Below are 20464 nucleotides of genomic sequence, written 5' to 3' on the forward strand. Positions count from 1 at the left end.
GTCAGTGGCCATCTACGCCCAGCGTCCCCACTACGTACTCCACAAACCTCGCCAGCTTGGGCAGCTGCCTCCTGTCGGGCGCATAGACCAGCTGCACGGGCCGTGGCGCGGGCAGGCAGGGCTGCATCACGGGCACCAAGGCGCCGCTGGCCAGATCGTCAGCCAGTAGTACCTCGGGTTGCATGATCAGGCCCAGGCCGCGCAACGCCGCCTGGCGCAGGCCGTCGCCCTGGTTGCAAGTCAGGCGGGCGTTCTCGGGCCAGAAGAATTCGGTGTCGCCATCGCGCAGCGTCCATTCCACCCGACGCTGCCACACCGAGTGGCTCAGGCACTGGTGGCGCGCCAGGTCGGCCGCGCACTCGGGCGTGCCGTGGCGCTGCAGGTAGGAGGGTGCCGCAGCAATCACCATGCGGTAGGGGCGCAGCGGGCGCGCCACCAGGCCTTCATTCACCACCTGGCCAATGCGCACGGCCAGGTCAAAGCCTTCGCCCGCCAGGTCCACCACGCTGTCGGTGAGCTGCAGGTCCACACGCACCTGCTCGTGGCGTTTCAGAAAGTCGGCCACCAGCGGTGCGATCACATGATTGCCCAGCGTGAAGGGTGCGCTCACCCGCAGCAGGCCCTGCGGCACGGCGCGGCTGCGCTCCACGGCCGATTCGGCCCATCGAACCTGCTCCAGCACGCGTTTGCTGTCTTCGTAGAACGCGGCACCCACCTCGGTCAGGCTGTTCTGGCGCGTGCTGCGCTGGAACAGGCGCGCCCCCAGGTGGGCTTCGAGCTGCTGGATGTGCTTGCCCACCATCACCGCCGATATCTGCAGCTGCCGCGCGGCGGCGGCAAAGCTGCCCGCCTCGACCACGGCCACCATGACTTCCATGTTGCGCAGCTTGTCCATGGTTCCTGGATATTCCTAATCAATAGTTAGCACAAGCATAACTTGTACGTACTTTATGCATTGATTGATTAGCAAAAGAATCGGGTTGTCAGTTCCTCATCAACTCTTTTTGACACCCAAGGAAAACACCATGTCCAAGATTCTTCTCATCGGCGCCAGCGGCACCATCGGCCAGGCCGTGCTGGCCAACCTGGGCGCGCGCCATGACGTGATCACCGTGGGCCGCAGCAGCGGCACGCACCGTGCAGACTTTTCGCAGCCAGGCTCGGTCGCAAAGCTTTTCGAGGCGGTGGGCAAAGTCGATGCCATTGTGAGCACTGCAGGCAACCTGCACTTTGGCCCGCTGGCCGAGATGACAGCCGAGCAATTCAACCTGGGCCTGCAGGACAAATTGCTGGGCCAGGTGCAGCTGGCGCTGGTCGGCCAGAAGTATCTGAACGACGGCGGCTCCATCACGCTGACGGCGGGCATCCTGTCGATTGAGCCCATCCGCAACGGCGCCAGCGCCACGGCCGTGAACGCAGCCATCGAAGGTTTTGTGGCTGCCGCCGCCATCGAGCTGCCGCGCGGCCTGCGCATCAACGCCGTGAGCCCCACCATCCTCACCGAATCCGTGGGCGTGTACGGGCCGTTCTTCCCGGGGTTCGACACGGTGTCTGCCGAGCGCGCCGCGCGCGGCTACCAGCGCAGCGTGGAAGGGGCGCAGACGGGGCGGGTGTACCGGGTTCAGTGAGCCAGACCACCTGGATTTGAAAGAAAAATAGCTGCTGCCGCCCGTCGAACAGGCGGCAGCAGCTATCAATTGGGTAGCTGCAGTGATCGAAGGTGCAGATCAGTCGAGACTTGCGCCCGACTCCTTCACCACCTTGCCCCACTTCACCGACTCGGCCTGGATGAAGGCGGCGAACTGCGCGGGCGTTTCGCTCATGGCTTCCGCGCCCTGGTCATTGATCTTCTTCTTCACATCGGCCTGGTTCAGCACCTTGACCAACGCGGTGTTCAGCTTGGCCAGCACTGGCGCGGGCGTGCCTGCGGGGGCAAACATGCCGAACCACGACGTGGCTTCGTAGCCCGCCACACCCGCTTCGGCGATGGTGGGCACGTTGGGCAGCTCGGGTGAGCGCTTGGCGGTGGTCACGGCAATGGGCACCAGTTTGCCGCTGCGAACATGCTGGATGGCAGAGGGCATGTTGTCGAACATGATGCCGATCTGGTTGCCCAGCAGGTCGGTGACAGCGGGTGCGCTGCCCTTGTAGGGCACGTGCACCATGTCCACCTTGGCCAGGCTCTTGAACAGCTCGCCCGACAGATGGATGGAGCTGCCGCTGCCCGACGAACCGAAGTTGAGCTTGCCGGGGTTGGCCTTGGCGTAGGCAATCAACTCGGGCACCGTCTTGAACGGCTGGGCGGGGTTGGCCACCAGCAGGTTCGGCACATTGGCCACGCGGGTCAGCGGCGCGAAGTCCTTCACGGGGTCAAACGGCATCTTCTTGTACAAGCTGGCATTGATGGCGTGCGTGCCCACCGTGCCCATGAACAGCGTGTAGCCGTCCGCGGGGGCCTTGGCAGCCATGGAGCCGCCAATGTTGCCGCCCGCGCCTGCGCGGTTGTCGACGATGACGGACTGGCCGAGTTCGGTGGTCAGCGCCTGGCCGATGATGCGCGCCAGGATGTCGGTGGTGCCGCCTGCGGCAAAGGGCACGACGATGGTGACGGGCTTGCTGGGATAGGCCTGGGCCATTGCTGCGCTGCTGCCCAGCAGGCCAGCACCGGCGATGGCGGCGATGCCAGCACAGGCTGCAGCCGACACCGCAAAGCGGCGGGTGGTGTGGATGGAATCGGTCATGGTTTGTCTCCTTCAAGAAGGTGGATGAATGAATGGGTCGGTGCCACCAGTGCTGCGTTAGTCCGCGTCTGGCCGCGCCATGGCCTCAACCGGGTGCCGAAGCCTCCGGGCGAGAACGGGGGTGCGCCCCTTGCGGGGCGACAGGGAAGATCAGTTCAGGTTGCTAAACAGGCGCCACTCCCAGCGTGGTGCCGCCGCACACGTACAGCACCTGCCCGGTCACGAAACCGTTGTCGGGCGAGAGGAAGAACAGCGCTGCGCGCGCCACGTCGTCGGGCGTGCCCATGCGGCCCACGGCAATGCTGTTCAGGATGCGCTGCGTCTGCGGCGCACCCTCAGGGTTGCTCTGTCGGAAGAGTTCAGTCGCAATCGGGCCGGGGCCGATGGCGTTGACGGTGATGCCGTCGCGCCCCAGCTCCATGGCGAGCGTGCGTGTCATGCCGATCATTCCGGCCTTGGTGGCCGAGTAAACGATGCGCTCACCCTTGCCCAGCGCGGCGCGCGACGACATGTTGACGATGCGGCCCTGACCGCTGGCGCGCAGCGTGGGCAGAAAGGCTTGCACCAGCAGTATGGGTGCACGCAGGTGCAGGCCCACCACGTCGTCGAGCTGCGCCGTGGTGGCGGTGTCGATGGTGCCAGGGCGCGTGGCGCCCGCGTTGTTCACCAGCGCTGTCACGTTGTGCTTGGCCGCAATCTCGGCCGCGCGTTCGCGGGTCGATGTTTCGTCGGTCAGGTCGCCCTGGTACGAGGTGAGTTGCGGGTGGCTCCAGCTGGGCAGCACGTAGTCCAGGTTGACCACCGCGTGGCCCTGGGCCAGAACGGCCTCGGCAATCGCGCGGCCGATGCCGTTGCTGGCGCCGGTGACGACCGTGACGGGAGTGCTTTTATCCATCGCTGTCACACGCGCTCCAGGATGATGGCAATGCCCTGCCCCACGCCGATGCACATGGTGCACAGCGCGTACTGGCCCGCGTGCTCGTGCAGGCGGTTGACGGCAGTGGTGATCAGGCGCGCGCCGCTGGCGCCCAGCGGGTGTCCCAGCGCGATGGCGCCGCCCCAAGCGTTCACGCGGGCATCGTCGTCCTTGAGGCCCAGCGCGCGCAGCACGGCCAGGCCTTGCGCGGCAAAGGCCTCGTTCAGTTCGATCACGTCCATGTGGTCGATGGTCAGGCCCGTCTGCGCGAGCACCTTCAGCGTGGCAGGCGTGGGGCCAAAACCCATGATGCGCGGCGCCACACCGGCCACGGCCATGCCCACCACGCGGGCGCGGGGCTTGAGGCCATATTTGGCAGCGTTGGCTTCATCGGCCAGCAGCAGCGCGCAGGCGCCGTCGTTCACGCCGCTGGCGTTGCCCGCCGTCACCGTGCCATCGGGCCGCACCACACCCTTGAGCTTGGCCAGCGCTTCGATGCTGGTCTCACGCGGGTGCTCGTCCTGGCTCACGATGATCGCGTCGCCCTTTTTTTGCGGGATGTGCACCGGCACGATCTCGCGCGCCAGATGGCCAGCCTTGATGGCGGCCACTGCGTTGAGCTGGCTGCGCAGGGCCATCTGGTCCTGGGCTTCGCGCTCAATCTTGAAGTCGGTGGCCACGTTCTCGGCGGTTTCGGGCATGGAGTCCACACCGTACTTTTCCTTCATCAGCTTGTTGACAAAGCGCCAGCCAATCGTCGTGTCATACACCGCGTTGTTACGACTGAAGGCCGACTCTGCCTTGGGCATGACGAAGGGGGCGCGGCTCATGCTCTCCACACCGCCCGCGATCATCAGACCTGCCTCGCCCGCCTTGATCGCGCGCGCTGCGGTGCCCACGGCATCGAGCCCCGAACCGCACAGGCGGTTGATAGTGGCGCCGGCCACGTCGATGGGCAGGCCCGCCAGCAGGCTGCTCATGTGGGCCACGTTGCGGTTGTCTTCACCGGCCTGGTTGGCGCAGCCGTAGAGCACGTCGGTCACGGCCGCCCAGTCCACGCCGGGGTTGCGCTCCATCAGCGCCTTGATGGGGATCGCACCCAGGTCGTCGGTGCGCACGCTGGAGAGCGCGCCGCCGTAGCGGCCAAAGGGGGTGCGGATGGCGTCGCAGATGAAGGCTTGGCGTTGTGTGCTCATGGTTTTGTCTCCTCGTTGCTTGGGGGGTGGATTCGTTCAGGCGGCAGGGCGGATGGGCAGGCCCACCAGTTGCTCCAGCTCGGTCAGCGACAGCCCGGGCACGGTGTCGATGAGCTGCAGCCCGGTAGGCGTGCAGGCCAGTGTGCACAGATCGGTGTAGATGCGCTTCACGCACGCGACACCGGTGAGCGGGTAGCTGCACTGCGTCACGATCTTGCTCGCGCCCTGCTTGGTCAGCAGGTCCATCATCACCCAGGTCTGCTTGGCGCCAATGGCCAGGTCCATCGCGCCACCCACGGCGGGGATGGCGCCGGGCTCGCCCGTGCTCCAGTTGGCCAGGTCGCCCGTGGCGCTGACCTGGAAGGCGCCCAGCACGCAGATGTCGAGGTGTCCGCCGCGCATCATCGCGAAGCTGTCGGCGTGGTGGAAGTACGCACCGCCGGGCAGCAGCGTCACAGGCTGCTTGCCCGCGTTGATCAGGTCATAGTCCTCCAGCCCCGCAGCGGGCGCGGGGCCCATGCCCAGGATGCCGTTTTCGCTTTGCAGGATGACCTCGCGGCCTGCCGGGATGTGGTTGGCGACCAGGGTCGGCTGACCGATGCCCAGGTTAACGTAGGCGCCATCGTGGATGTCTTGCGCCACGCGTTTCGCCAGCTCGTCTTTACTATGCTTTTGATAGCTGCTCATGCTTATTCTTTCTGCGCTTGGGGCCGATATCACGCGGATTTCTTGAATCCGCCCGCCTGCGTGGCGGTGCGGTCGATCTTCACCACATGCGTCACATAAATGCCCGGGGTGACGATGGCTTCCGGGTCCAGCGCGCCCAGCTCCACCACCTCGTGCACGGTGGCAATCGTGGTCTTGGCGGCCGTGGCCATCACGGGGCCAAAGTTGCGCGCCGACATGCGGTAGGTAAGGTTGCCCCAGCGGTCGCCCTTCTCGGCCTTGACCAGGGCCACATCGCCGTGGATGGGGTATTCGAGCACGTAGTGTTTGCCATTGATCTCACGCGTTTCCTTGCCTGCAGCCAATTCGGTGCCATAGGCCGTGGGGCAGAAAAAGGCGCCGATGCCCGCACCCGCAGCGCGCAGACGCTCGGCCAGATTGCCCTGGGGCACCAATTCCAGTTCGAGCTTGCCACTGCGGTACAGCTCGTCGAACACGTAACTATCGACCTGGCGCGGAAAACTGCAGATGATCTTGCGCACCTGCCCGGCCTTGAGGAGCGCGGCCAGGCCTTGGTCGGCATTGCCCGCGTTGTTGTTGACCACCGTGAGGTCACGTGCCCCCTGGGCGATGAGGCCATCGATCAGCTCGCCCGGAATGCCGGCCGTGCCGAACCCACCTATCAACACCGTGGCACCATCCTTCACCCCCGAAAGGGCCTGGGCCACCGAGTCCGCCAGTTTGTTGATCATTGCAACGCTTTCTTGGTTTCTCTGTTGTCTCTTTGAAATATGTTCGCATATAGAACAAATGTTCGCTTAAAGAATTATAGTTGGCATACGTATGAATTCCCAAACCCCTGAAGCCAAAGACCCCAAACCGAGCGACAGCTATGTGCAGTCGTTCGCGCGCGGGCTGGAGGTGATCCGCTCGTTCAGCGCGGCCACACCGCAGCAAACCTTGAGCGAAGTCGCCGTGCAGACTGGTCTGACCCGCGCAGGCGCGCGCCGCATCCTGCTCACGCTGCAGACGCTGGGCTATGTGGAGACGGACGGCAAGCTGTTTCGCCTGAGCCCGCGCATTCTGGATTTGGGGTTTGCGTACCTGTCCTCGCTGCCCATCTGGAACCTGGCCGAGCCGGTGATGGAAGACCTGGTGGAAGAGGTGCGCGAGTCGTCATCGGCCGCCGTGCTCGACGGCTTGGACATCGTCTATGTGCTGCGCGTGCCCACGCACAAGATCATGCGCACCACGCTGGGCGTGGGCTCGCGCCTGCCCGCGTGCTGGACGTCCATGGGCCGCATGCTGCTGGCCGGGTTGACGGACGATGAACTGCAGGCACGGCTGCAAGGCCACCCCATGCAGCGTTTTACCGAACACACCACCACCGATGTGGATGCACTGCTGGCCCACATCCGCCAGGCGCGGCAGCAGGGCTGGTGCCTGGTGAACCAGGAACTGGAAGAGGGTTTGATATCGATTGCTGCGCCGCTGACCAACCGCACGGGGCAGACGGTGGCGGCGCTCAACATCAGCGGTCAGGCCAACCGCACCAGTGCGGCGATGATGCAGGAGAGCCTGCTGCCCGCACTGCTGAGTGCGGCCCGGACCATCTCGCGAATGATGGGGGCGCCGAGGGGATGATGAAGGGAGGAAGGCATACCGAGAAAAGCCGGTGATCACCCCCGCAACGAGCAGCCCGTGGCAAAGCACCGACTCCCGTCTTAGTTGGAGAGGGCAAGAACCGGAGTCGTAACCCCAGTCGCTCGCCATGACAGGTGAAATCAGTTCTTGCGGAACCCCAGCACCAGCACCACGCCGCCCAGCACCATCGCACCCAGGCTCATCCACTGGGGGATATTGACGGATTCTTTTTCCTTCACGGTGAGCTCCAGCGGGCCCAGCTTGGCTTGGGTGGTGTCCTTGGTAAAGCTGAAGCCGCCGGTCAAAAACCCGGCCAGCCCCACCACCAACAACAGCACACCAACGATTCGCATTGCATTCATGACACTTCTCCCGATGCCGGGTTTGGAGGACTGCGACAAAGTGGACCCGGCTCCCGACCTTTGCGCCAGCCCAATGTAGGTGCGCCAGCGCAGGGCCAGCGTAGGACGCCGCGCCGGCGCGATGTAGCAGGCGGGCGCGATCCGAACCGCCTTCCCCTGTGCGCTCCGGGCTCTTGCCCTGCGTGCTACCCTCACGCCCCATGTTCAGCCCCTCCCAAGCCGATGTGCGCCGCTTTCTGTGCGGTGTGCACGCCAAGACCCAGAGCGGCGCCCCCATGGAAGCCATCGAGACGCTGGCCAGCCTGTGGATCGCCGAGCACCCCGAGTACCACGCCGACCTGTCCGACGCCGATGCGGCCGTGGCCCGCAACTACGACGAAACACCGGGGCAGACCAATCCCTTCCTGCACCTCTCGATGCACCTGTCCATCAGCGAGCAGTGCAGCATCGACCAGCCGCGCGGCATCCGCCAGGCAGTGGAGCTGCTGACGGCACGGCTCGACTCCTTGCACGACGCGCACCACGCCGCCATGGACTGCCTGGGCGAGATGCTGTGGGAGAGCCAGCGCGCAGGCCGTCCGCCCGATGGCGACGCCTACATCGCCTGCGTGCAGCGGCGCGCCACACGGGACTGACCACCCACGCTACATCCGCTGGCCGGTCACAACAACTTGAACGCCAGCACCGCCACCATGGTAGGTGGCAAGGCACCCAGCAGCAGCCCCAAGGGGTGGATGGCGTTGTCAGCGAACTTCTCTTTCAGGATTGCCGCGCCTGCGGGGTTGGGTGCATTGGCAATCACAGTCAGCCCCCCACCCGTTACTGCACCCGCCACCAAGGCGACCTTGAACTCGTCGCTCAGGCCTTCGACCAACGAGCCCAGGTAGGTCAGCGCAGCGTTGTCCGTAAAGGCAGTGAGCGCCGCCGCCCCAAAGAACACGGCATTGGCGTCCATCTTCATGAGCACCGGCTGCAGCCACCACTGCTGCAAACCACCCAGCACCACCAGCCCGGCCAGGAAGAAAGCCACCAGCAACGCCTCGCGCAGGATCAGCGGGTTTTGGTGGCGCTGGTAGGCCGTGGTGAACCCCATGAAAAACAGGAACAGGCCCATGAAGACTGCTGGGTGGTGCGCAAACAGCACGACAAGCCCCAGGAATACCAGATGCACCAGCATCACGGACACAGGCACGGGCGCCTCGTCCGTCGTGATCTTGCGTCCCATGTGCCCCACCTGTTGGCGAAACAGCAGCGTGGCGATACCGGCGTTGACCACCACCGCGACGGCCGCCTTCCAGCCAAAGTTGGACACCATGAACCACAGGTCCCAGTTCCACTGCGCCGCCACCATGAGCACCGGTGGCGCGGCGAACGGCGTGAGGGTGCCGCCGATCGAGATGTTGACGAACAGCACGCCAATGGTCGAATACTTGAGCTTGTTCGACAAAGGCTGCGAAAACAGGATGTCACGCAGCATCAGTGCCGCCAGCGTCATCGCAGCAGGCTCGGTGATGAAGGAGCCCAGCAGCGGAACGGCCGACAACACCACAAAGTACATCGCCACACCGCGCTGAAAAGGCATGCACCTTGCCAACACCCGCACCGCGGAGCCAGCCATCTGAAGAATCGGCCGTGTAGCCGCAATCACCATGATCGCGAACACAAACAGCGGTTCGGTGAAATTGCGCGAGTCCAGGTAGGCCGTGGCCTCCTGCTTGCCGCTGATGGAGAACATGAACAGCATGAGCACCAGCGCCCAGAAGCCGAAGACCACCTCGACCTCGCCCAGCAAATGCCAGATGCCCGCATGCTTGGGCTGCGTATGCGCCAGGCGTTCGAAATACTTGGTGGAGAAGGTGTGGAGGATGGCCAGGCCGAACAGGACGGCACCGATCACCTGAATCAGGGTGGGAGAGGAGTTCATGGGTCGCAGAAAAACCGCGTGGCGGCCCGACCAGCGCATGAACCTGCCGGGCCACCATGGCGCCGACACCCAGCCCCATTTTACCGTTGCACAACGGCGGCTCCGTGTAGGCGCAGCGCGCTTGGAACGCCGCTCACGGCATACACACAACCATGCACCGCACTCGGGAGTCGCGCTTTCCAGACAATGCGGGCACCGTACCCGGAGGCACCATGCACAGTCACCCATCCGCACAACCCTTGACTTCACCGCCCCCTGCGCCGATCCCTGGTCCCGTGGCCTGGCTGGGCTATGGTGGCCTGCTGCCGTTTGTGGCACTGGCGGCTGTAGGCCTGTGGGCACCCAGCACGCCCTGGTGGAGCGCGGCGCTACTGGCCTATGGCGCGGTGATTCTGAGTTTTGTGGGAGCGCTGCACTGGGGCTTCGCCATGGCGCAGAGCGGCCTCAGCACCGCCGAGCGCACACGCTGCTTTGTGTGGAGTGTGGTGCCATCGCTGATGGCCTGGCCTGCGACGCTGTTACCCCCAGCGGGAGGGGCAGCGCTGCTGGTGACAGGCTTTGTGGCGCACCTGGTGCAAGACCATCGGCTGGCCGCACGCACATCGCTGCCAGCGTGGTACCTGCCGCTGCGCTGGCGCCTGACAACCACGGCCTGCGTGTGCCTGGCCGTGGGCGCCATGGCCGCCAGCCGCTGACGATTCGATGGCCCAGCAAAAAGCCCGCAGAAGCGGGCTTTTTATCAACGGTGGTCTGTCGCTTAACGGAAACGCGACTGGGGCACCGTGTGCAGATCACCGTCGAGGCCGCTGATGTAGTTGGACAGCGCCTTCAGCTCAGCGTTGGTGAACTGCTTGGCCACACCGCCCATGATGGCGTTGCCACGGCCCACATTGGCGTTCTTCTCGACCTTGTAGGACTTGAGGGCCACGAAGAGGTAGTCGGCATGCTGGCCGGCGATCTTGGGGTACGAGGGATCAATGGGCTTGGCGAAGTTGTCGCCGTGGCAGGACACGCAGGCGCCCTTCTTCAACAACTCGGCCACCTGCACACTGGGTTCGCGGCCGGGCTTGGCGGGCAGTTCGGCCCCCGTCTTGCCGTGCTGTTCGTAGTAGGCCGACACGTCTGCGATGTCCTTCTCGGACAACGACTCGGCGATGCCGCGCATGGTGGGGTGCTTGCGCTCGCCCTTCTGGTAGGCGACCAGCGCTGCCGCAATGTACTTGGCGCTTTGGCCCGAGATCATGGGCACCTTGTGGATCTCAGGAAAGCTGGCCTGGTAGCCAACAATGCCGTGGCAGCCAATGCACATGGCAATCTTTTGCTTGCCGGCTTCCACGTCGCCTTTGGCTTCCTGGGCATGGGACAAGGCGGTCACGGAAGCGACAGCCAGGGCAAATAGCGTGGTCAGCGTTTTGTTCATTTTGCGCGCACAATCTCGTGGAAGTTCAGCTCTGGGCTCTGATCAGCCGCCGATTATAGCCAGCGCCCTGTCAAGCCCATTCATCAACGATCCGGTGTTTTCCCCCATGAAATTCCAAGGCTCCCAGAACTACGTCGCCACCCAGGACCTGATGCTCGCCGTCAATGCCGCCATCACGCTGCAACGGCCGCTGCTGATCAAGGGCGAGCCCGGCACGGGCAAGACGATGCTGGCCGAGGAAGTGGCCCAAGCGCTGGACATGCCGCTGTTGCAGTGGCACATCAAGTCCACCACCAAGGCCCAGCAGGGCCTGTATGAATATGACGCGGTGAGTCGCTTGCGGGACAGCCAGCTCAACGACGGCGACAGCGCCGAGCGTGTGAAGAACATCCGCAACTACATCATCCAGGGCGTGCTGTGGCAGGCCTTCACGGCCGACCGGCCCGTGGCACTGCTGATCGACGAGATCGACAAGGCCGACATCGAATTCCCGAACGACCTGCTGCGCGAGATCGACCGCATGGAGTTCTACTGCTACGAAACACGCGAACTCATCAAGGCCAAGCACCGCCCGCTGGTGTTCATCACGTCGAACAACGAAAAGGAGCTGCCCGACGCCTTCCTGCGCCGCTGCTTCTTCCACTTCATCAAGTTCCCCGAGGCCGACACCATGCGGCAGATCATCAACGTGCACTTCCCCACGCTCAAGAGCGAGCTGCTCAGCGTGGCGATGAAGACGTTCTATGACGTGCGCAACCTGCCGGGCCTCAAGAAGAAGCCATCGACCAGCGAACTGATCGACTGGCTCAAGCTGCTGGCGGCTGAAGACATTCCGCTCACCGCCTTGCAAAGCGCCGACAACAAGGTGGCGGTCCCCCCGCTGGTGGGGGCGCTGCTCAAGAATGAACAGGACGTGAGCCTGTTCGAAAAGCTGGTGTTCATGAATCAGCGCAACCGCTGACTCCCCGGCAATGTCCCAACACCCTACCCCTTCGCTGGCAGACGGCATTGCCGACGCCATTGGTTTTGTTGGCGGCGCACTCGCCGGTTTCTGGCTGGGTCAGTGGCTGGGCATGGACATCTTTGCGCCAGGCTACGGCACCCCGGCCCTGGTGGGCATTGCCCTGGTGGGACTGGGCGGCGGCCTGGGCCTGCACGCTGCGCGGCGCTGGCAGACCAGTCGGCGCAACAAGCCCTCCAAGGATTGACGAAGAGAAAAGACCCATGGCTTTTGTAGAACCAGTCACCCTGCGCGACCGAGGCATCCGCCTGGAGCCCCTGGCGCTCTCCCACGAACACGGCTTGGCCGCCGCTGCGGCCGATGGCGAGCTGTGGAAGCTGCGCATCACCTCGGTACCCGAGCCCCAAGACACCCGCGCGTACATCGAAGCCGCCTTGAAGATGCGCGAAGACGGGAACCGCTTTGCCTTTGCGGTGGTGGATGACGCGACGGGCAAGGTGCTCGGCTCCACCAGCTACCACGACATCGTGCCCGCTGTGAAACGCGTGGAGATCGGCTGGACCTGGTACTGCCAAAGTGTGCAGCGCACCCACGTCAACACCACCGCCAAGCTCTTGATGATGGGTCACGCCTTCGACACGCTGGGCTGCCATGTGGTGGGCTGGCGCACCGACAACTACAACTTTGCGTCGCAGCGCGCCATCAAGCGCCTGGGCGCCAAGAAGGACGGTGTGCTGCGCGGCCACGCGCTGCGCCGCGACGGCACCATTCGCGACACGGTGATGTACAGCATGCGCTCAGGCGAGTGGCCTGAGGCCAAGGCGCAGTTGCTATATCTTTTAGAGCGTCGAACGCTTACCAAATAAGCGCTGGAGGCCAAATTCATGCTGATCGACTTCTTCTACACCCTGCGCTCGGCCAAGTTGCCCGTGTCGGTCAAGGAATACCTCACCCTGCTCGAAGCCCTGCAGGCCGGTGTGGTGGGCCCCAAGTCGGATGACGCATGGAGCCTGGACGACTTCTACAACCTCTCGCGCCTCACGCTGGTCAAGGACGAGAAGCACTACGACAAGTTTGACCGGGCCTTCGGCGCCTACTTCAAGGGCGTGGAGATGGTGGCCGACTTCACCAAGGAGATCCCGGCCGACTGGCTGCGCAAGATCCTGGAAAACGAGCTCACGCCCGAGCAAAAGGCCGCCATCGAGAAGATGGGCTGGGACGAGCTGATGGAGACGCTGAAGAAGCGCCTCGAAGAACAAAAGGAACGCCACGAAGGCGGCAGCAAGTGGATCGGCACGGGCGGCACCAGCCCGTTCGGCCACGGCGGCTACAACCCGCAGGGCGTGCGCATTGGTGGCGCGGGCAAGAACAAGAGCGCGGTGAAGGTGTGGGAGCAGCGCGCTTACAAGGATTACGACGACCAGCAGGAGCTGGGCACGCGCAACATCAAGGTGGCACTGCGCCGCCTGCGCAAGTTTGCGCGCGAAGGGCACGAGCTGGAGCTGGACCTGCCCGACACCATCCGCAGCACGGCCGCCAACGCAGGTTACCTGGACATCAAGATGGTGCCCGAGCGTCACAACAACGTGAAGGTGCTGCTGCTGATGGACGTGGGCGGCACCATGGACGAGCACATCCAGCGGGTGGAAGAGCTGTTCAGCGCGGTCAAGAGCGAGTTCAAGCACCTGGAGTTCTATTACTTCCACAACTGCGTGTACGACTTCATGTGGAAGAACAACCGCCGCCGCTTTGCCGAGAAGTTTCCGACCCTGGACATCATCCGCAAGTACAACAAGGACTACAAGCTGATCTTTGTGGGCGACGCGACCATGAGCCCCTACGAAATCCTGCAGCCTGGCGGCAGTGTGGAATACAACAACGAGGAAGCGGGCGCCGAGTGGATTCAGCGCCTCACGCACGCCTTCCCCAAGTTTGCGTGGATCAACCCCGAGCCCCAGGGCGTATGGCAGTACCGCCAGAGCATCAGCATCGTTCAGCAACTGGTGAGCAACCGCATGTACCCGCTGTCGCTCAAGGGGCTGGAAGAGACCATGCGGCTGCTGTCGAAGTAGGCGAGATGGGGCCCCAGCGCTTTGGAGCCCATCGCGCGGAACTGTCTGACACGACCGGGCTGATTTTCGGTGCATAGTGGCGGTGGGCCGGTTTTGCAGCCAGCCCCAATCACCCAAACCACCTTCTCCTGCCGTGCCTTTTCGCGTCCTGCGCCCCACTGCCCTTTTCTCAACGCCGGCCCCATGGTCGGCGTTGCTGCTTTTCAGCGCGCTGTGCCTGCAGGGCTGCAGCCTGCTGCCGCGCGATGAGGATAGCGAGAGCACAGGCTCGGCGCCCACCCCGGCCATTGCCGAATCGGGCACGCCCTCTTTCGCCGTTCAGGTCAACGCCCCCGCCAACGTGCGCGAGACGCTGGAGCGCCACCTGGAGCTGCAGCGCTTTCGCCACCTGCCCGATCTCCACGCCAACGAGCTGCAGCGCCTGCTGGGCGCAGCCGATGCCAACGCCCGCGAACTGTTGGGCACGATGGGCTACTTTGCACCCACCATCACGGTGGAGCTGACCGAAACGCCCGACAGCAAGGCCGCCCCGCGCACGGTGGTGGTCACGGTGCAGCCCGGCCCGCAGACCCGCATTGCCAGCGCGGACATCGACTTCACGGGCGACACGGGCGGCACGGACAGCTCCAGCGCGGAGCGACCAACAGAAGAAACCGGTACCAGCGCCAGCATCCGCCAGCAGCAGCGCGTGCAGCGCAACTGGTCCCTGCAGCCGGGCCGGCCGTTCACCCAGTCTGCCTGGGACTCGGCCAAAAACGACGGCCTGCGCCAGCTGCAGGCGCGCCGGCACCCCACCGCCCGCATCGCCAGCAGCCGGGCCGAGATCGATGCCGACCAACACGCGGCAAAGCTCAGCGTGACCTACGAGCCCGGCCCGCCCTACCGCTTCGGGCCGCTACGGGTAGAGGGCAGCCAGCGCTACGACCCCGACGGCGCCCGGCGCCTGGCACGCCTGCCCACAGGCGCGGTGTATAACGAGGCCGAACTGCTCGACGCCCAGCTGCGGCTGGCCAGCAGCGGTTACTACGATTCGGTATTTCTCACGCTCGACACCGAGGGCGCTGACCCACAGGCCGCGCCCGTAGTGGCCCAGGTGCGTGAGGCACCGATGCAAAAGCTGGTGTTCGGCCCCGGCTTCTCGACGGACAGCGGCGCGCGCCTGTCGCTGGAGCACATCCACAACCAGTTGCCCGTCATCGGTTGGCGCGCGGTGAGCAAGCTCTCGCTGGACCGCGAGACCAAACACGCCAGCAGCGAATGGACCGACCTGCCCAACAACAACGGCTGGCGCTGGTTTGCAGGCGCCCAGCTGCAGCGCGAGGCGACGGGCGACTACGACGTCAACAGCGGACGCGTGCGCTATGGCCGCAGCAAAAGCACCAAGAACATCGACCGCAACTACTTCCTGCAGTACGACTACGCCAACAGCCAGGGGCTTGCCGCCAACGTGCAGTCGCCGTCCGACACCAGCACGGCCCTGAGCGTGAACTACGGCTGGACGGGCCGCTACTTCAACAGCGCCACCGCCCCCACGCGCGGCCATGGGATCGCCGTGGAGCTGGGGCTGGGCACCACGCTGCGGCCTGAGCGCGACCCGTTTGTGCGCACCCTGGTGCGCTGGCAGTCGTTCATCCCCGCAGGCCGCGTGCAGGACGCCGCTGGCGTGGGCCGCAGTGCCCGCGTGGCCTTGCGCGCAGAGGGCGGGACCGTGCTGGCGCGCGATGGCGCGCAGATCCCTGTCACCCAACTCTTCCTGACCGGGGGCGACACCACGGTGCGTGGCTACGGCTACCGCAGCATCGGCGCCCGCGCCGACAACGGCCAGCTCTACGGCGGCCGCTACCTGGCCGTGGGCAGCGTCGAATGGCAGCGCCCCATCGTCTACCAGGGCGCCATGACCGACTGGGAGAGCACGCTGTTCGTGGATGCTGGCGCTGTGGCCGACCGCCTGGGCGACCTGGACCCGCGCGTGGGCATTGGCGCTGGCGTGCGCTGGCGCAGCCCTGTGGGGCCGCTGCAGGCCGACCTGGCCTATGGCGTGAAAACCAAGGAGGTGCGGCTGCACCTGCGGCTGGGGTTCAGCTTCTGATGAGCGCTGCACCCATGCCCCCCCACTCCCCGACACCCCGCGCACGCTCCTCCGATTTCAGCGCAGGCGCATCGCACCACCAGGGCGGCCAGCACCCTTCGCCACGCCGTGGCCGCCGTGTGCTGCGTGCACTGGGCTGGCTGTTGGTCGCAATGATTGCGCTGCTGATCGCCGCCGCAGCCGCCGTGTGGTGGTGGGCAGGCAGCAGCACGTCGCTGGCCCTGGCGCTGGCGCGCGCGGCGCAGTACCTGCCCGCCAACCAGCAGCTGGAGAGCCGCGAGGTCACCGGATCACTGCGCAGCGGGGGGCGTATTGGCTGGCTGCGCTGGCGCAGCCCCAGCCTGTCGGTGGAGGTGACCGACATCCGCCTGGGCTGGCAGCTGGCCCCGTTGCTGCAACGCCGCCTGGAGCTGGGCGAGGTGCATGCCGCACGCGTGCAGATCACGCCACTGGGCAGCCAGCCCAGTGCAGAGCCACCCACGCCCCTGACACAGCTGGTGCTGCCCTTGCAGATCGGCGTGCCGTTCCGCGCAGACCAGCTGCAATGGGCGGGCGCCCCGGCCGTAGAAGCCCAAGGCCTGGCCGGCGACTACCGCTTTGACGGGCGCGAGCACCGCCTGAACATCGCCAGCGTGGCGCTGGCCCAGGGTCAATACACCGCGCGGCTGACGCTGCAGGCCCAGGCCCCCATGGCGCTGAACGCCACTGTGGACGGCACGGTGAGCGCCGCCGTGCCCGGCGGCACCACCGCCCTGCAGGTGGGTGCACACGCTACCCTGCAAGGCACGCTGGCCACAGCGGCAGCGCAGCTGCAACTGCAGGCGCGCATCAGCCCCACCGCCGCCCAGGCCGGGCCCACGGAGCCACCCCCTGCCCCAGCCAAACCACCCACCGCCAAACCAGCAGCACCGCCACCACCCGCCGCAGATCCCATGCAGGCCGACCTGCAGGCCACGCTGGCACCCTGGTCCCCACAGCCCTTGCAATCGGCCCAGGCCACGCTGCGTGCCGTCAACCTGGCAGCTCTGTGGCCCCAGGCCCCGACCACCCGGCTGCATGGCACCGTGCAGGCCGGGCCCACCGGGAGCGGAGCAACGGCCGGCACTGGTTGGTCCCTGCAGGCACAACTGCGCAACGAACTGGCAGGCCCGTGGGACCAGGCCCGCCTGCCCATCACCACCCTGCAGGCCGATGCCAACTACGACGGCACCCGCTGGACGGTGCCCGGGGCCACTGTGAATACAGGCACCGGCGCAGTCACCCTGCAGGGCAACTACACCCCCGCCACCGGCGCGCTGGAGGGCCAGGCTGAACTGCGCAACCTGCGCCCAGACGCCCTGCACACCGCCTGGGCAGCCGCCCCGCTGGCGGGCCGCGTGGGCGCGCAGATGCAGGGCGACGTGGTGCGCTTTACGGCAGATATCCGCGCCACCGGCACCGCCGCCTCCGGCAAAACCCCCACCAACCGCCCCGCCTTGCTGCGCATCAACACGCTGACCACCCAAGGTAGCTGGCAACCCCCGTCACCCACCCAGCCCGGCGGCACCTTGCAGCTGGAACGCCTGCTGCTGGACGCCCTGCAGGCCCGCATTGAAGCCACCAACCTGCGTGTGGCCCCCGGCGATCTGTCGGGCCAGGGCCAGATTGCGCTGACCGTGCCCGGCGCCACAGCGCGCGCCCAGGGCAGCATGGCGCCCCAGGAGGGCGCGGGCGACCTGCAGGTCCAATGGACCGACGTGGACCAAACCCAACGCTGGCTGGCCAGCCTGCCGCTGGTGGGCACCCGTTTGCAAGAAGCCTTGCAGGGCGCCACCGCCAAAGGCGCCGCGCAACTGAACGCGCGATGGAAAGGTGGCTGGCAGACAGCGGCCCGGCAACTGCAAGCCGCCACCGCAACCACCAGCGACAGCACATCCCCCAACGCCAGCCGTGCGGGCGGCACGCCGCCATCGGACAAAGCCACCTTCGAGCTGCAAGCCAAGCTCTCCACCCCGCTGCTGGACCTGTCACTGCCTCCCGGTAAAGATGAGGGCGGCGGTTCCACAGCCGTGCAACTGCGCGCTGTGCAGGCCGGCCTCTCGGGCACCCTGGCGCAGGCCACGCTGACGCTGGATGGCGAAGCCCGGCTGAATGCATCCCAGCCCCAGCAGATGCAGCGGCTGGCCCTGCAAACCCGCGCCACGGGCGGGCTGACCACACCCACGCAAGGGGCGCAGGTGCAGATCAGCGAACTGCGGCTGGTGGCACAAGACACCGCACGCCCCGGCCCCTGGACGCTGCAACTGGCCGAGCCCGTATCTATCACCGCACGCGCCACCACCGGTACACGCTCGCCAACAGCGGGCTACACCGTGTTGGCCACTGCAGGCCAGGCCCGCCTGACCGGCCCCCTGCCCGGCACCGCCGTGCTGCGCTGGCAGCCCCTGCGCGTGGCCACCGGAGCGAACCCTGTGCAACTTCAAACCCAAGGCACCGTGCAGGGCCTGCCCATGGCCTGGGTCGATGCGCTGGGTCTGGGCAACACCCCGGCCGCCGCAGGCCGTCCTGCCCAGCCGCTGCTGGCCCGCGTGGGGCTGGCCACCAGCATCGTGCTGGACGGGCAATGGAACGTGGACAACACCCAAGGCCCCCTGCGTGCCAGCGCCAGCCTGCGCCGCGCCAGTGGCGACCTGCGCATCCTGGCGGGCGACGCCACCGCCATCACCGCCGTGCAAAGCAGTGGCCAGGGCACGGGCGCAGGCGCCACGGCGGTGATCGCCACCGAGGCCTCGGCAAGCCCCTCGGCATCAGCTGCTGCATCCGGTGCAGGGGCAGGCACCGCCGCCGGTGTGCGCCAGGCCGAAGTTACCGTCGAGATCGAAGGGGAAGCCCTGCGGGCCCAACTCGCCTGGGCGAGCGATCGGGCGGGCGAGGTGCAGGCCAACGTCAGCACCCGTCTCACACCCGGAGCGCCCGGCGCCTCCGCCGCTGCGGGCGCCAGCCCCTCCTCGCCCGTCAACTCTTCGCCAGCCACCTCTTCGCCCTTCACCTGGGCGCCCGATGCACCCCTGGCCGGCACCCTGCGCGCGCGCCTGCCCGACGTGGGCGTGTGGTCGGCCCTGGCCCCGCCCGGCTGGCGCGTGCGCGGCACGCTGGACGCCAGCGCCACCTTGTCAGGTACCCGCAATGCGCCGCGCTGGGCCGGCACGCTGGGCGCCGACGACATGGCCGTGCGCTCGGTGGTCGATGGTGTAGACCTGCAGGGCGGCCGCCTGCGCGCCACGCTGCAAGGCAACCAGCTCAGCATCACCGAGTTCCGTCTGCTGGGCGGGCGCGGCAGCGGTGCGCGCATTGCGGGCTTCAGCGGCAACCGCACTTCCGCACCGCAAGACGGCGGCATGCTCACCGCCACTGGCCGCGTGAGCTGGGGCGACAGCGCCACCGCAACAGCAACCGCAGCCACGGGCCTGTCAGGCATCACCATGTCACTGCAGGCCGAGGCCAAAGCGCTACAGGTGCTGGTGCGGGCCGACCGGCAGATCAGCGTGTCGGGCCAGCTGCAAGCACAGCTTCAGCAAGGCCAGATCAGCCTGCGCGGCAAGCTCACCACCGACCGCGCCACCATCATCCTGCCCGACGAAACCGCGCCCACGCTGGGCTCCGACGTGGTGGTGCGCTCTGCTGCCAAAGACCGCGAAGACCAGGCCAAGGCCCAGGCCGCCGCCAAGGCCAACCAAGTGGCGGCGCAGGCCGAAACCGCCAAGCCCCCCGACATCGCGATCACCCTGAACCTGGGGCGCGACTTTGCCCTGAGCGGTCAGGGCATCACCACACGGCTCACGGGCGAGGTGGACATCCGCAGCAGCGCCGTGCCCGGCGCCCCACCGCGCGTGACCGGCGAGGTGCGCACCGACGAAGGCCGCTACCGCGCCTGGGGCCAGATGCTGGACGTGGAGACGGGGCTCATCCGCTTCAACGGCCCCTACAACAACCCCTCGCTCGATATCCTGGCACTGCGCCCCAACATTAGCGTGCGCGCAGGGGTGCAGGTCACCGGCAGCGCCCAGGCGCCGCGCGTCAAGCTCTATTCAGACCCCGAGCTGCCCGATGCCGAAAAACTCTCGTGGGTGGTCCTGGGCCGCAACGCCTCCGCCGGCGGCGCCGAAGCCGCCGTGATGCAGCAGGCCGCCCTGGCCCTGCTGGGCCGCCGTGGCGGCGGCAACACCAGCGCCAACATCGCCAGCCGCATCGGCCTGGACGAAATCGGCTTTCGCAGCGCCACCACAGGCGAAGACGCCAGCGCCGCCGCCCTCACCTTCGGCAAACGCCTGTCCAAGGATTTGTATGTGACCTACGAACGCAGTCTGTCGGGCACGCTGGGCACGCTTTACATCTTTTACGACCTTACCCGCAGCCTCACGCTGCGCGGGCAGACGGGCGAGAAAAGCGCAGTGGACATCATCTACACGGTGAAGTACGACTGAGGCTGCGCAC

The 20464-nt window shown here is 66.3% G+C and carries 19 protein-coding genes; 10 read left to right on the forward strand and 9 right to left on the reverse strand.

Annotated elements, in window-relative coordinates:
- Position 1: 1 nt before the first annotated feature.
- Positions 2 to 895: a LysR family transcriptional regulator gene (locus KW832_RS24835; RefSeq protein ID WP_218301855.1), complete on the reverse strand. Its 894-nt coding sequence runs from the start codon at positions 893 to 895 to the stop codon at positions 2 to 4.
- 130 nt (positions 896 to 1025) lie between these two features.
- Between KW832_RS24835 and KW832_RS24840 the strand changes: the two genes are divergently transcribed.
- Positions 1026 to 1628, forward strand: a complete 603-nt coding sequence (locus KW832_RS24840; protein ID WP_218301856.1) for a short chain dehydrogenase — start codon at positions 1026 to 1028, stop codon at positions 1626 to 1628.
- Between the two features lie 99 nt (positions 1629 to 1727).
- On the opposite strand, the gene KW832_RS24845 is transcribed toward KW832_RS24840, so the two are convergent.
- The 5 genes from KW832_RS24845 to KW832_RS24865 all read right to left on the reverse strand — a co-directional run bounded on the left by KW832_RS24845 (position 1728) and on the right by KW832_RS24865 (position 6271).
- Positions 1728 to 2741: a tripartite tricarboxylate transporter substrate binding protein gene (locus KW832_RS24845; RefSeq protein ID WP_218301857.1), complete on the reverse strand. Its 1014-nt coding sequence runs from the start codon at positions 2739 to 2741 to the stop codon at positions 1728 to 1730.
- 163 nt (positions 2742 to 2904) lie between these two features.
- On the reverse strand, positions 2905 to 3636 hold the full coding sequence (locus tag KW832_RS24850; protein ID WP_218301858.1) for an SDR family NAD(P)-dependent oxidoreductase: 732 nt from the start codon (positions 3634 to 3636) through the stop codon (positions 2905 to 2907).
- A gap of 5 nt (positions 3637 to 3641) precedes the next feature.
- Positions 3642 to 4853, reverse strand: coding sequence for a 3-oxoadipyl-CoA thiolase (gene pcaF, locus KW832_RS24855; protein WP_218301859.1), 1212 nt, complete (start codon positions 4851 to 4853; stop codon positions 3642 to 3644).
- Between the two features lie 36 nt (positions 4854 to 4889).
- On the reverse strand, positions 4890 to 5540 hold the full coding sequence (locus KW832_RS24860; protein WP_218301860.1) for a 3-oxoacid CoA-transferase subunit B: 651 nt from the start codon (positions 5538 to 5540) through the stop codon (positions 4890 to 4892).
- A gap of 29 nt (positions 5541 to 5569) precedes the next feature.
- Positions 5570 to 6271, reverse strand: coding sequence for a 3-oxoacid CoA-transferase subunit A (locus tag KW832_RS24865; RefSeq protein ID WP_218301861.1), 702 nt, complete (start codon positions 6269 to 6271; stop codon positions 5570 to 5572).
- 91 nt (positions 6272 to 6362) lie between these two features.
- Here KW832_RS24865 and KW832_RS24870 point away from each other — a divergent pair, with 91 nt between their 5' ends.
- Positions 6363 to 7163: an IclR family transcriptional regulator C-terminal domain-containing protein gene (locus tag KW832_RS24870; protein WP_218301862.1), complete on the forward strand. Its 801-nt coding sequence runs from the start codon at positions 6363 to 6365 to the stop codon at positions 7161 to 7163.
- A gap of 140 nt (positions 7164 to 7303) precedes the next feature.
- Here the strand turns inward: KW832_RS24870 and KW832_RS24875 are convergent, their stop codons facing one another.
- Entirely contained in the window at positions 7304 to 7525 is a 222-nt protein-coding gene (locus KW832_RS24875) for a hypothetical protein (protein ID WP_176886849.1), read from the reverse strand.
- A gap of 200 nt (positions 7526 to 7725) precedes the next feature.
- On the opposite strand from KW832_RS24875, the gene KW832_RS24880 reads away from it, so the two are divergent.
- Complete coding sequence (locus tag KW832_RS24880) at positions 7726 to 8160, forward strand: DUF1841 family protein (protein ID WP_010459392.1); 435 nt, start codon at positions 7726 to 7728, stop codon at positions 8158 to 8160.
- Between the two features lie 26 nt (positions 8161 to 8186).
- Here KW832_RS24880 and KW832_RS24885 read toward each other — a convergent pair whose 3' ends face one another.
- On the reverse strand, positions 8187 to 9449 hold the full coding sequence (locus KW832_RS24885; RefSeq protein ID WP_055398597.1) for a putative Na+/H+ antiporter: 1263 nt from the start codon (positions 9447 to 9449) through the stop codon (positions 8187 to 8189).
- A 239-nt stretch (positions 9450 to 9688) separates the two neighbouring features.
- On the opposite strand from KW832_RS24885, the gene KW832_RS24890 reads away from it, so the two are divergent.
- Complete coding sequence (locus tag KW832_RS24890; RefSeq protein ID WP_255577949.1) at positions 9689 to 10144, forward strand: DUF3429 domain-containing protein; 456 nt, start codon at positions 9689 to 9691, stop codon at positions 10142 to 10144.
- A gap of 62 nt (positions 10145 to 10206) precedes the next feature.
- Here KW832_RS24890 and KW832_RS24895 read toward each other — a convergent pair whose 3' ends face one another.
- Positions 10207 to 10869, reverse strand: coding sequence for a cytochrome c (locus KW832_RS24895; protein WP_218301864.1), 663 nt, complete (start codon positions 10867 to 10869; stop codon positions 10207 to 10209).
- A 106-nt stretch (positions 10870 to 10975) separates the two neighbouring features.
- Here KW832_RS24895 and KW832_RS24900 point away from each other — a divergent pair, with 106 nt between their 5' ends.
- From KW832_RS24900 to KW832_RS24925, 6 genes are all read left to right on the forward strand, one after another.
- Entirely contained in the window at positions 10976 to 11830 is an 855-nt protein-coding gene (locus tag KW832_RS24900; protein ID WP_218301865.1) for a MoxR family ATPase, read from the forward strand.
- Between the two features lie 10 nt (positions 11831 to 11840).
- Positions 11841 to 12077, forward strand: a complete 237-nt coding sequence (locus tag KW832_RS24905; protein ID WP_055401590.1) for a hypothetical protein — start codon at positions 11841 to 11843, stop codon at positions 12075 to 12077.
- Positions 12078 to 12093: 16 nt separating this feature from the next.
- Positions 12094 to 12696 carry a GNAT family N-acetyltransferase gene (locus tag KW832_RS24910; protein WP_218301866.1) on the forward strand — a complete coding sequence of 201 codons (603 nt, stop codon included), beginning with the start codon at positions 12094 to 12096 and terminating at the stop codon, positions 12694 to 12696.
- Positions 12697 to 12714: 18 nt separating this feature from the next.
- Complete coding sequence (locus tag KW832_RS24915; protein ID WP_218301867.1) at positions 12715 to 13902, forward strand: VWA domain-containing protein; 1188 nt, start codon at positions 12715 to 12717, stop codon at positions 13900 to 13902.
- A 133-nt stretch (positions 13903 to 14035) separates the two neighbouring features.
- Entirely contained in the window at positions 14036 to 15991 is a 1956-nt protein-coding gene (locus KW832_RS24920; protein ID WP_218301868.1) for a BamA/TamA family outer membrane protein, read from the forward strand.
- 14 nt (positions 15992 to 16005) lie between these two features.
- On the forward strand, positions 16006 to 20454 hold the full coding sequence (locus tag KW832_RS24925) for a translocation/assembly module TamB domain-containing protein (protein WP_218301869.1): 4449 nt from the start codon (positions 16006 to 16008) through the stop codon (positions 20452 to 20454).
- Positions 20455 to 20464 lie beyond the last annotated feature (10 nt).

Origin of the sequence: Acidovorax sp. sif0632, assembly GCF_019218805.1 — a bacterium.
GTDB lineage: Bacteria > Pseudomonadota > Gammaproteobacteria > Burkholderiales > Burkholderiaceae_C > Acidovorax > Acidovorax facilis.